Source organism: Bartonella sp. AP21QHHD, assembly GCF_042196205.1.
Lineage (GTDB): Bacteria > Pseudomonadota > Alphaproteobacteria > Rhizobiales > Rhizobiaceae > Bartonella.
Genome location: NZ_JBHIPT010000122.1, coordinates 1 through 11,777, shown reverse-complemented (window position 1 = coordinate 11,777; position 11,777 = coordinate 1). Strand labels below are relative to the sequence as shown.

Annotated in this window: 6 protein-coding genes and 3 pseudogenes; 5 read left to right on the top strand and 4 right to left on the bottom strand. The window is 35.5% G+C overall.

What is annotated here, in order from left to right; all coding sequences use genetic code 11:
* Positions 1 to 208 precede the first annotated feature (208 nt).
* The 3 genes from ACFIMC_RS09510 (at position 209) to ilvC (ending at position 4,237) form a co-directional block, all read left to right on the top strand.
* Entirely contained in the window at positions 209 to 1,330 is a 1,122-nt protein-coding gene (locus tag ACFIMC_RS09510) for an ATP-dependent RecD-like DNA helicase (protein ID WP_375613392.1), read from the top strand.
* A gap of 86 nt (positions 1,331 to 1,416) precedes the next feature.
* The gene (locus ACFIMC_RS09505; RefSeq protein ID WP_375613393.1) at positions 1,417 to 2,151 is read left to right on the top strand and encodes a pyridoxine 5'-phosphate synthase; all 735 of its coding nucleotides are present in this window, start codon (positions 1,417 to 1,419) and stop codon (positions 2,149 to 2,151) included.
* A gap of 1,066 nt (positions 2,152 to 3,217) precedes the next feature.
* On the top strand, positions 3,218 to 4,237 hold the full coding sequence (gene ilvC / locus ACFIMC_RS09500) for a ketol-acid reductoisomerase (protein ID WP_375612028.1): 1,020 nt from the start codon (positions 3,218 to 3,220) through the stop codon (positions 4,235 to 4,237).
* A gap of 115 nt (positions 4,238 to 4,352) precedes the next feature.
* Here ilvC and ACFIMC_RS09495 read toward each other — a convergent pair whose 3' ends face one another.
* The 4 genes and pseudogenes from ACFIMC_RS09495 to ACFIMC_RS09480 all read right to left on the bottom strand — a co-directional run bounded on the left by ACFIMC_RS09495 (position 4,353) and on the right by ACFIMC_RS09480 (position 10,138).
* Positions 4,353 to 5,744: an amino acid permease gene (locus tag ACFIMC_RS09495; RefSeq protein ID WP_375668350.1), complete on the bottom strand. Its 1,392-nt coding sequence runs from the start codon at positions 5,742 to 5,744 to the stop codon at positions 4,353 to 4,355.
* A gap of 1,012 nt (positions 5,745 to 6,756) precedes the next feature.
* The gene (locus ACFIMC_RS09490) at positions 6,757 to 8,157 is read right to left on the bottom strand and encodes an amino acid permease (protein ID WP_375613396.1); all 1,401 of its coding nucleotides are present in this window, start codon (positions 8,155 to 8,157) and stop codon (positions 6,757 to 6,759) included.
* Positions 8,158 to 8,888: 731 nt separating this feature from the next.
* Positions 8,889 to 9,305, bottom strand: a pseudogene (locus ACFIMC_RS09485) (LysE family translocator).
* A gap of 224 nt (positions 9,306 to 9,529) precedes the next feature.
* Positions 9,530 to 10,138, bottom strand: a complete 609-nt coding sequence (locus tag ACFIMC_RS09480) for a fumarylacetoacetate hydrolase family protein (RefSeq protein WP_375613397.1) — start codon at positions 10,136 to 10,138, stop codon at positions 9,530 to 9,532.
* A gap of 357 nt (positions 10,139 to 10,495) precedes the next feature.
* On the opposite strand from ACFIMC_RS09480, the pseudogene ACFIMC_RS09475 reads away from it, so the two are divergent.
* Both ACFIMC_RS09475 and ACFIMC_RS09470 read left to right on the top strand, forming a co-directional pair.
* Positions 10,496 to 10,670: pseudogene (locus tag ACFIMC_RS09475) on the top strand (transcriptional regulator); the annotation flags it as partial.
* Positions 10,671 to 11,042: 372 nt separating this feature from the next.
* Positions 11,043 to 11,777: pseudogene (locus ACFIMC_RS09470) on the top strand (hypothetical protein); the annotation flags it as partial.

The following is an 11,777-nucleotide window of genomic DNA, read 5'->3' as shown; positions in this document are numbered from 1 at the left end:
GCATAAGGTGTTACCAAGAAGATCGATGTATAGATAAAATTTAGATTGTTACAATATCTTGAAAAAACAATGGGTAAATAATTGATAATTGTGCTACGAAAGTTGTTAGATGGGCGTGTGTCAGCAATTCTTAATAAAAAGGTTTTTCTTGATAGTCGGTTTTTTTCAAAATACTGCTCTTTTTATGCAAATCTTATGTTGGTAAGCTATGCAGTTTTCGCCGGAACAGGATAATGCATTGAAGGCTGTTGCCGCGTGGTTGAAGGAAGGGCGTTTTCCTCTTTTTCGCCTTTTTGGCTATGCGGGGACGGGTAAGACGACGCTTGCACGCTATTTTGCAGAGACAGTTGATGGTTCTGTTCAATTTGCTGCTTTTACAGGGAAGGCGGCGCAGGTTTTGCGTTCTAAAGGTGCAAGCAATGCTTGTACGATTCATTCGCTGATTTATTGTCCGCGTGGAGAAGAGGAAGTTTCCGATGAAATAACAGGAAAAAAGTCTATTGCTCCAACATTTATGTTAAATCGAAGAAGTGCTGCTGCACAAGCTAAACTCATTATTGTTGATGAGTGCTCGATGGTAGATGAAAAATTGGCCCGTGATTTAATGAGTTTTCGAACGCCAATTCTTGTTCTTGGTGATCCAGGTCAATTGCCTCCTATATCAGGTGGAGGCTTTTTTTCTAATGGAGAACCAGATTTTCTTCTTTCAGAAATTCATCGGCAAGCGCGAGATAATCCGATTATACGTCTTGCTATGGATGTACGTGAAGGACGCGATATTGCTTATGGTGACTATGGAGAAGCGCGCGTTGTGACACGTAAAGAGGTCAATCAACAATTGGTTTTGGATGCTGATCAGGTTTTGGTAGGGGTTAATCGTACACGCCACCTTTATAATCAGCGTTTGCGTGTGTTAAAGGGATTTACAGCAGATTATCCACAAGCGGGAGATAAGCTGGTGTGTTTGCGAAATGATCCGATTAAAGGTTTGTTGAATGGCTCTTTATGGAAGGTGATGACTTCACAGAAGGAGACCGTTAAACCAAGTATTAATCTTCTTGTGAAACCAGAAGAAAGTGAGCGTGGGGTAGCAAAGATTAAACTTTTAAAAGCAGCGTTTGAAAACCCTGATCAAGAAATTTCATGGCAATTAAAAAAGCGATATGATGATTTTGATTATGGGTATGCATTAACGGTTCATAAGGCGCAAGGTTCTCAATGGAATAATGTCGTTTTGTTTGATGAAAGTTTTGCATTTCGTGATATGTATGCGCGCTGGCTTTATACGGGAATTACCCGCGCAGCAGAACGTTTAACGATTGTTCGATAGAAAAAAGATGTGTATATCATCTAAGTTTCAGATGGAAAATGCCTTTTTTCTATCTTGTTACACACTATAAAAAAATGGAAATGGGCATGGCGGTAAAACTTTCGGTTAATCTTAATGCTGTTGCTGTTTTGCGTAATCGACGTAATCTTCCGTGGCCAAGTATAACGAATATTGGGCATATAGCGCTTGCTGCTGGAGCAGCAGGTTTGACGGTTCATCCGCGCCCTGATGAAAGGCATATTCGTTTTGCGGATTTACCAGATATATACTGTTTAATAAAGAACACTTTTCCTACTGCTGAGTTTAATATTGAAGGTTATCCCAGTGATCAATTTTTGGATATCGCTAAAAACTATGCGGATCAGATTACCCTTGTTCCTGATGATCCAGATCAGTCAACGTCTGATCATGGTTGGAATTTTGCTCATGATGCAGAATTTTTAGCACCTATTATTCAGAATTTAAAAAACAGAAAGATTCGTGTATCCCTTTTTGCTAATCCTACTGTCGATGGTCTTGATATTGCTAAAGCAATGGGCGCTGATCGTGTGGAATTTTACACGGGACCTTACGGTGGTGCATTTCAGGATAAAACAAAACAAGATCAAGAGCTCAATAAACTTGTTTTAGCAGCAAGAAGAGCAAAAGAATTGCAGTTAGGTATAAACGCAGGGCATGATCTGACACTTATGAATCTTCCTGCTCTTGTCAAAAATATTCCTTGGCTTGATGAAGTTTCTATTGGCCATGGGCTCATTGCTGATGCATTAGAGTATGGAATACATGAGACTGTTCAGCGTTTTATCCGGTTATTATCGTAATCTTTTTCTCTCTATAAAAATTGGAAAAGAAATTTTTATAGAGGTTTGCCAATTTATCTTAAAAAACAATTTTATATATGTTTGAGATAAATAGCACTATTATCGTGCATTATAAATATTCTATTGTTCCTCTATTTATTGGTTGCTTTCTATCTTTTGTTTTTGAGTGCATGCGATGTTTTTTATTTGTACTATCCATTATGAGGAAGTTTTAAAATCTTCTTATTATAATTTCTTTGAATGGAGAAGAAGTAGGGTTTTGAAAGTATTTCCCTTATAAAGGAGTGCGTAGGATTTTAATGGATCAATACACAAATTTTCTTGATATTTGAGCTCATTTTTGGGTTATCTGTAAATAGTATAACGTAAGATCTCCTTATGAATAAGCTTAATGCAATAGGAGCTGTTAAATAGAATGATGATATCGACTTGTAGCTTTATGAAGTAAAGAGAGTGATGTGCAATAAATCTTACACTATTATAGGGAATTCTTGAAAAGGGCTTGAGCATATTAAAATTTTTTTATAAGGCGCCATAAATGGATAACATAATAGCCGTATGGGGGCTTCTTCGTGTGAGAGGCGTGGATATTAAAAGAACGTAAAAAGTAAAAACATCCTCTCTATTATTCTAAAGATATTGTTGTATATGCTTTTGAAGGTTGTATTAAAACAATACTTGTTATTTTGTAATTTTTCTTGCTATCCGTATTGATTTGGTTCATGTTAAAGATTGTATGTTGTATCTTAATTTTTAGAATATAGCGTTGTTGCACGATAAAAGAGTAGAATATTAGCTAAATTTTCTTTAGAAATCTTATTTTGTGTAATTATTGTTTTTGTAGAATAGCAGTTGAAGTTTATTTGGGGATCCGTATATGTTTTAGGAATGTTTGGGGACTACAGTTTTTTCTATGCAATATGTAAACTTTAAAATTATTCAATTGCTGTGTTCTTATAAGCTGTGTTTTTTGTCTTTATAAGTGTGTGATGCACTGTAGATAATGTTTCTTATTGAATAAAAATAATCTGAAATCCAGTTTAAATAGAGAAAGAAGGAATTTTTTATGCGTGTTTATTATGATCGTGATGCGGATGTTAATCTCATTAAAGGGAAAAAAGTAGCCATTGTTGGTTATGGTTCTCAAGGGCGTGCGCACGCTTTAAACTTGAAAGATTCTGGTGTTAAAAATGTGCAAATAGCTTTGCGTTCAGGGTCGGAAACAGTTAAAAAAGCCATGGCTGATGGTTTTGAAGTGGTGAGTGTTGCTGAAGCAGCAAAATGGGCAGATCTCATCATGATGGCAACACCAGATGAATTGCAAGCTGATATTTATAAGGAACATATTCATGATCATTTACACGATGGGGCAGCGATTGCTTTTGCGCATGGTTTGAGCATTCATTTTGGCTTGATTGAACCTAAAAAAAACGTTGATATTGTGATGATTGCTCCTAAAGGTCCAGGGCATACAGTTCGTCATGAATACCAACGGGGTTGTGGTGTTCCTTGCTTAATAGCGGTGGCGCAAGATGCTTCAGGGCATGCACATAATGTAGCATTATCTTATGCATGTGGACTTGGTGGTGGACGTGCTGGGGTGATTGAAACAACATTTAAAGAAGAGTGCGAAACTGATCTTTTTGGTGAACAAGCGGTTCTTTGTGGTGGTCTTGTTGAATTGATTCGAGCAGGTTATGAAACATTAACACAAGCAGGTTATGCGCCGGAAATGGCTTATTTTGAGTGTTTGCATGAGGTTAAACTGATTGTTGATCTCATGTATGAAGGGGGCATTGCAAATATGAATTATTCGATTTCTAATACAGCTGAATGGGGTGAATATATGTCTGGTCCACGTGTGATTACGGATGAAACCAGAGCAGAAATGAAACGTATATTGAAAGATATTCAAACGGGTAAATTTACATCGAATTGGATTCAAGAATATAAAGCTGGTGCTGCTCATTTTAAAAGTATGCGGCGTTTAAATGATAATCATCCTATTGAAGAAGTTGGTAAAAAACTTCGTTCTATGATGCCTTGGATAAAATCGAATGCTTTGGTTGATAAAGAGCGTAATTGAAGATTCTACAGAGATATTTTGTCAATAGCTTTTATAATTTTATAGATAAATATCAAAAAAAGGGTAACTTTAGTTACCCTTTTTTATATGTTTTTGGAAACATAAGCTTTATTTTTTAATTTTTTGCATAATTCTTTTTCCCAAAAAGAAAGTATACAATTCCTAAAAATATGAACCATGCTGGAGTGTATTTTAAAGCTATGGCAGTGTCAGCTTCTAATGACAATAAATAGATAATGAATGCAAAGAAAACAAGAAGCGCCCAACACATAACAACACCTCCTGGCATTTTATAAGGAGAGACAGTATGCTGGAGAGGACGATTGCGGCGATAGACGATATAGCTGATCAAAATGATAGACCATACAAATATAAACAAAGTTGCGGCAATTGTCGTAACAATTGTAAAAGCAGCTATGAGTGTTTGAGATAACGATACAACGGCATAACCAAATAAGATGCATATACATGAAAAGAATAATGCGTTGGCTGGAACGTGGTTACGAGAAAGTTTTCCTAAAAATTTAGGAGCACCTTTTTGTGTTGCTAGCCCATATATCATACGGCTGGTAGAAAAAATTCCACTATTTGCTGAAGATGCGGCAGCTGTGAGGACAACAAAGTTCATCAAACCTGCAGCAGTTGGGATACCAATAAGTGCATACATTGTTACAAATGGGCTTTTTTCTGGACTGATTTGATCCCACGGCGTCACAGACATAATCACAAGAAGAGAGAATATATAAAAGAATACAATGCGGATTGGTATTGAATTAACAGCCTGTGGTAAAGCTTTTTGAGGCTCTTTTACTTCAGCAGCAGCTGTTCCAGCGAGTTCAATGCCAACAAAAGCAAAAATAACAATTTGAAATCCAGCAAAAAAGCCTGTAATTCCTCGCGGAAAAATATTCCCACCGTTCCATATATGGTTAAGAGAAGCAACCGTACCGTTTGGAGAGACAAAACCGGTAAAGATCATATAAAATCCTACAACGATTAGGACTAGAATTGCTACGATTTTGATAAAACCAAACCAAAACTCAAGTTCGCCAAATAGTTTTACGGCGACGAGGTTAAGAATTAAAAAGGACATAAGACCAATTATAACAGGAATCCACGGATTGAGCTCAGGCCACCAAAAGTGTGTATAAGTGACAATAGCAATAATTTCAGCAGTTCCAGTGACAATCCAACACAACCAATATGTCCAGCCGATAAAGAATCCGGCACATGGCCCTAGAAGATCGGTTGAGAAGTCAATAAAAGATCGGTATTGTGTATTAGAAAGCAATAACTCTCCCATAGCACGCATGACAAAGTATAGAGCACAACCAATAATTGCATAAACGAGTAGAATTGAGGGGCCTGCTACACTGATTGTTTTTCCTGATCCCATGAAGAGACCTGTTCCAATCGCTCCACCAAGGGCTATAAGTTGTATGTGTCGGTTATGTAGTCCACGTTGCAATTTCTTCTTAGGTTTTTTTTCTAAATTTTGTTTGTTCATTTTTGGGGAGTTCTCCTTAGTTATTTTTAAATAAAAATTACCCTAAAAAAGGTAATTCCTTCTATCGGAACACGCTATGGTTAAGGAGTAAAGGAATTTTTTTCTATGACTATATGTGAATAAAGCAAAAACATTATTAATTAATGGAATAATTATTTTATATATAAGAAAAAAAGATAAATTGTATTATATTTTTTTGATTTTTTATGTTTTATACATAAGTAATATATATAATATATAATATAATTTATATTATATATTATTATTATATGTATATAAATAATAATTTATATTTATGTATATTTGTTTATAGTAATTTTTATATAAATATCTTTATATTTAAAATTATTTATTTATAGATATTGTTATCTATATAAAAATATAAATAAAATTGTAAATTTATTAAATATAAAACTTTGTATATAAATAAAATAAGTTTAAATGGTTAAACTATTATTTAAAACATTAAAAAATATATTTAAAATTTACACTTAAGTATTAATATTTAAAATTTATTACAAATAGAAAAATATTTTCATAGAATCTTTTTTTATTGCAGATAGCTATTAAGATATATTCTGTTTAGAGCTATATTTTTAATTTTGATAAAAAATTGAATATAAATTTTTTTGGGGGGAAAGTTTTAGATAAATCTCATGTTTTATTAGTAAACAATGTCAGTGAAGTTTATAGAGAATTTTTTACAGAATAGCTCGTTTCTTATCCTATTGTGCAGTAAAATACTGTTGTGTAGAGTAGTGATATAAAGCATATAACATTTTACGCATTAAGTATTTTTAGAATGGGTGGTGAGTGTTCAGGGCAGGGCTAGCCCATAGAGCCTTATGTAGGTGAACCATATAAATGATCAGCAGCATTCCCCCTTAATAAGCCGGATTGTTTACAAACCGGTGCCGGTAGGAATCGTCGTTTTTTGATGTTTGGGGAGGAGGTTAAGTAGAAAAAGGGTAACTAAAATTACCCTTTTTTGAGATGTTTTTATGTATAGACTTTATTTGTTACCTTGAGTTATTTTTTTCTTTACAAACATAAAATACATTATACCTAAGAAAACAAACCAGAATATACTATATTTTAAGGCTAGTAGAGTATCAGCTTCTAATGTCAACAAATAGAGCATGAAAACAAAGAAAACTAAAATTATCCCACACATGATAACACCTCCTGGCATTTTATAAATGGATTCAGCGTGTAGATGAGGGCGATTGCGACGATACACAATATAGCTAATCAAAATTACAGACCATACGAATAAAAATGCAATAGCTGAAATGCTTGTCACAATTGTAAAAGCACTTATGAGGCTTGGAGAGAGTGAGGCAATTGTATACCCTATTAAAATACATAAACAGGAAAAGAATAGAGCATTGGCTGGAACATGGTATCTGGAAAGTTTACCTAAAATTGGAGGGGCACCTTTTTGTGTTGCAAGTCCATATATCATACGGCTGGTAGAAAAAATACCACTATTTGCTGAAGAGGCAGCTGAGGTAATAACGACAAAGTTTACCAAGCCAGCAGCTATCGGAATGCCTGCAAGCCAAAACATCGAGACAAAGGGGCTTTTATCTGGAACAATTTGATCCCAAGGTGTGACAGACATAATTACAGCGAGAGAAAAAATGTAAAAGAGTACAATACGGATCGGTATTGCATTAATTGCTTTGGGGAGAACTTTTTTAGGTTCTTTTACTTCAGCAGCGGTTGTTCCAGCAATTTCTATACCAACAAAAGAAAAAATGGCAATTTGAAATCCAGCAAAAAAACCTGTCATTCCTCGCGGAAAGATATTGCCATCGTTCCATACGTGATTGAGAGAAGCAACCGTACCATTGGGAGAGGTAAAGCCCGTAACGATCATATAAAATCCCACAACAATTAATGCTAAAATTGCGACGACTTTGATAAGACCAAACCAGAATTCAAGTTCACCGAATAGTTTCACGGCAAAGAGGTTAAAGATTAAAAAGACACTAATGCAGGTAAAAACGGTAAACCATGGATTGAGTGTTGGCCACCAAAAGTTCATATAAGTGATGATGGCAATAATGTCAGCAGCTCCAGTTACAACCCAGCTCAACCAATAGCTCCAGCCAACAAAGAAAGCGATTCCCGGTCCTAGCATATCGGTTGAAAAATCAATAAGAGATCGGTATTGTGAATTAGAAAGCAACAATTCTCCCATAGCACGCATGACAAAGTATAGAGCAAAACCGATAATAGCATAAACGAGTATGATGGAAGGACCTGCTACACTAATTGTTTTTCCTGCCCCCATGAAGAGACCTGTTCCAATAGCACCACCAATGGCTATAAGTTGTACATGTCGGTTGTGTAGTCCACGCTGTAACTTATTCTGAGAATTATCTTTTAAATTTTGTTTGTAGCTCATTTTTTGGGGGTTCCCTTTAATTATTTTGAGATTAAATTACACTAAAAAAGCATTATTTTGTATCGAAGCATGATATAAATGAGGTGTAAAGGAAAAAAACGTTTTTTATGATTTTGTGTGGATAAAGAAAAGAATATGTTTTAGGAATATGGTTTTGAAAAAAGAGAATGTTTTCCTCTTAAATAACGTAACAGATATTTGAATGGGGAGCTTTTTATTGTTATGAATAACAAATTAATTGTTCATTAAAAGACGTGGGGCTTTTAAAATTATTTCAGAAAGTTGTCAGGAGTTTTTATAATTTTTTGAAACTTATTATTTGTAATCAGTGCATTATTTATTATTATTCATAATGGTGAGAGTTTACTTTTTGCTCAAATAGCACTCGAGAGTTCTCATCTTAGTTTAAGAAACAATTTTTAATGGAAAATTAAAATGATTTTTAAATCATTTTTTTGTTTGTATGGTGCTATCATAAATCAAAAAGTTACTTTTGTTTCATAAACGAAAAGAGGAATGTCATAGCTTATTTTTTTAAAGTGATGAATAAGGATTTTGTTTAGATATTGGTAACATTTTATAAAATATTGCGAGAAACTCACATTGTTTACACAAACGTCCTTGAGAGTATGATAAAGAAATGCAACGTAATTCAGTTATATGAAGAAAAAAAGAACTGGGGATTGTATAAGCTCTGTTAGAGATTGAGCTATTCATAGTGAGAGACAGAATCAGGAAAAGATTGCTCTATTAACTTTACAATTTGTTATCAAAGATAAAACTGTTCCTGTCGCAATGTTAATCGAGCCTTTTACCCGCTGCTTTTTTAAGGCGGTACTGGCAAATGATATAAAAATGGTCATTAAAGTAAACCATGCAAAGATGTTGAAAGAATGTATTGTGACAAGTTCAAAACCTTTTTTAATGCTACCTCCAGAAGCTAAGAATTTTGGAAAAGCTGCTATGTAAAATATAGATACTTTGGGGTTTAGTATTTGTGTCAGAAAACCGTCCATATAGCTGGTTAAAAGCTTTGTTTAACTCGTAGCATGCTTTTCATTCGTTGAACTTCTTTCTTTTGAATTTAAGCTGTGTATTCCAGATTTAATTGATTTAAAGCCCATGTATAATAAATAGCTGCCACCCATGAGTTTTACTAAAAAAAACAGCGTTTTGTTGTTGAGAATGAGCGCTGATACACCTAGGTGTGGAAAATGCCCCATGCACATATGTTGCTGTACACAATCCTAAAACGTTTACAAATGCGTTCTTTCTTCCCAATCTCGTTGCATTATCGATGATAAGGGCCATATTCGGCCCCAGTGAGATGACTAAAAAAATGAAACAAGGAAAAAGGTCAGTATTTGATGATTCATTTTACTTTTAGCTCTGAAATTAATTGATTTTCGAGATACAATTCTATTCTGTCAAACTGAGAAAGTTTTCCGACACCCTGTGGAGTGCCTGTGTATATGAGATCACCACGTCTTAGCTGAATGTAGTGACTTAAAAATGAGATTATCTTCTCAAAGCTAAAGATCATATTTTTCGTATTGCCAACTTGTCTTGTTTCGCCATTCAACTTCATTGCAAAGGTTATTGGGTTGTTTATTTTTTCCTTGTTTATGAAGTCAGAGACGTATGCAGCGCCTTTAAATCCTTTCGATAAAAGCCAAGGAAGCTTTTTTTCTTTCAGTTTTGTTTGCAAATCCCGCGCGGTGAGATCAAGACCTATTGCTACGGCATCATAGCATTCTTCTGCTTCTGCCTCCATAATCATGAAAGCGTCCTTTGAGATTTTGAGCACAATTTCGGTTTCAAAATGTATTTCTTTGGAAAAATCAGGGAGATAAATTTCATTGCCTAAAACGAGTGAACTTTTTGGCTTGCTAAAGATAACAGGTTCATCTTCAACAACATTACCTAGTTCATGAACATGTTCAACATAATTGTATCCAACACAGTAGATGTCATTTATCATGGGAGCCCTCCAAATTTTTCATTTTCTCTTTGTATAGGCAAGAGAAAACTTTGCAAACAACATTTTTTCTTATATCGCGTTTTGCGTTTTCTGGAAAAGAAGCATTATGTGGGTTAATGACTAACCACGATGACAGCCCTTCGCATTATCCTCTTTTGAAGAGTGCTCAATCTTATAGTCTTTGAGATTATTTTCATTTTGATTGCTAATCTCCTGAAATTACTTTATTACTTAAAGAGTGATTTTGCTCGTCTACGCAGCGATTAGTAGGGTCTGAAAGCCCTAAAGTTCGATCATAAATGAGCCCACTCTGTGGGTGTCTCGGAATTATGGGATATTTTTCTATGTCTAGGTGCTATGAGCACTAAAAGTAAAAATCTGGTTCGTATTCAATACTTTCAGGCTCTCGGAATACTAATGCGAGGGTGCTCGCAACCGGCGGGGGACTTGAAAGTGAAAAGCAAAAAGCCACATTTTAACGACATTTCTATAGGCAAAAAATCGCTTTCAAAGAAAAATGCTGGGAATGTCGTAAAAGCAATTAGGGCACCAATTAGGGATAACTTTTCAACAAATCCAAAAGTATGAGAAAGTCTGTGATGATTAAAAAGAAGCAGACCGTGGCAAACTTATTATGGCATTTGGAACGGAGAAGATTTTTACCAGCTTTAAGATAGCACAACAAATAGCCGGAACTGGAGAGCGTGTTTTGTTTCTCGTGCCTTTTCTGGCTTTGATGTCATAAACGATAAGAGAATGGACACGCTATACAGAAGTACTGTTTCATTCCTTTGTGGTGTATTCTGATACATAAGTTGGCAAGCGTCGTAAAACAAAGATGCTGTTGTCGAACTCGATGTCTCAGATCTTGGCTCTATCAGCTACCAACTGATGTTCAAAAGCTTTGAAAAAAACAAATAAAGTCTTAGCGAATGCAATGACCGTGGTGTTTGCTACTTACCAATTAATCCAAGTGATTGCGGATGCGCAAGAGAAATACGGTTTATCAGAATTTGATCTGATCATTTGTGAAGCGGTGCAGGTTAAGGCAGATAAGGTAGAACCTTTGGTTGTAGAAGCCAAGGAAGTAGCCGAGACTGCGAAGATAACAGCAGAAGAAGCGAAGAGTGTTGCGGAGCAAGCAAAAGAAGAAGCTGATACGACGAAGCAAGGGCTTGNGCGTTTTCATCAACCTGACAGAATTCTGGAAGCCGATCCGAAAAATAGAAAAGGTCTTGTGATCAATGACGGGGCATGTTTTCGCTTTTATCATGGTGAAGAGAATGGGGGTAGGTACCTCTTTTACCGCATTCCAGGGCGTGGAAGGATGACTTTTGACGAAGATCTTGAAGCAGGAAAGGATTATTATATATATCTCATCTTAAAAGATCAGACGAATGAGCTATCCTTTGAAATTTCGCAAAATCCAACGGCTCCTGATGGCTATACAGAGGATAATTCTGAAAAGATCGGTGGATTTCATACGCTATGTGCGGATGTTGGTGAGATTGAAGGTCATCTCTTATCGGGTTATCAAGCGGGGGATATTTTGCCCAATTCTGTTTGGTGTTTAAATCACCGCCCACGTAGTAGTCCAGAAGGGATGGTTTACAATCCGTGGCATAATATTTGGGTTGAT

What these genes read in the sequence shown, in the direction of transcription:
- ACFIMC_RS09510 (WP_375613392.1), top strand. Translation starts at nt 209, where the DNA reads ATGCAGTTTTCGCCGGAACAGGATAATGCATTGAAGGCTGTTGCCGCG.
- ACFIMC_RS09505 (WP_375613393.1), top strand. Translation starts at nt 1,417, where the DNA reads ATGGCGGTAAAACTTTCGGTTAATCTTAATGCTGTTGCTGTTTTGCGT.
- ilvC (WP_375612028.1), top strand. Translation starts at nt 3,218, where the DNA reads ATGCGTGTTTATTATGATCGTGATGCGGATGTTAATCTCATTAAAGGG.
- ACFIMC_RS09495 (WP_375668350.1), bottom strand. Translation starts at nt 5,744, where the DNA reads ATGAACAAACAAAATTTAGAAAAAAAACCTAAGAAGAAATTGCAACGT.
- ACFIMC_RS09490 (WP_375613396.1), bottom strand. Translation starts at nt 8,157, where the DNA reads ATGAGCTACAAACAAAATTTAAAAGATAATTCTCAGAATAAGTTACAG.
- ACFIMC_RS09480 (WP_375613397.1), bottom strand. Translation starts at nt 10,138, where the DNA reads ATGATAAATGACATCTACTGTGTTGGATACAATTATGTTGAACATGTT.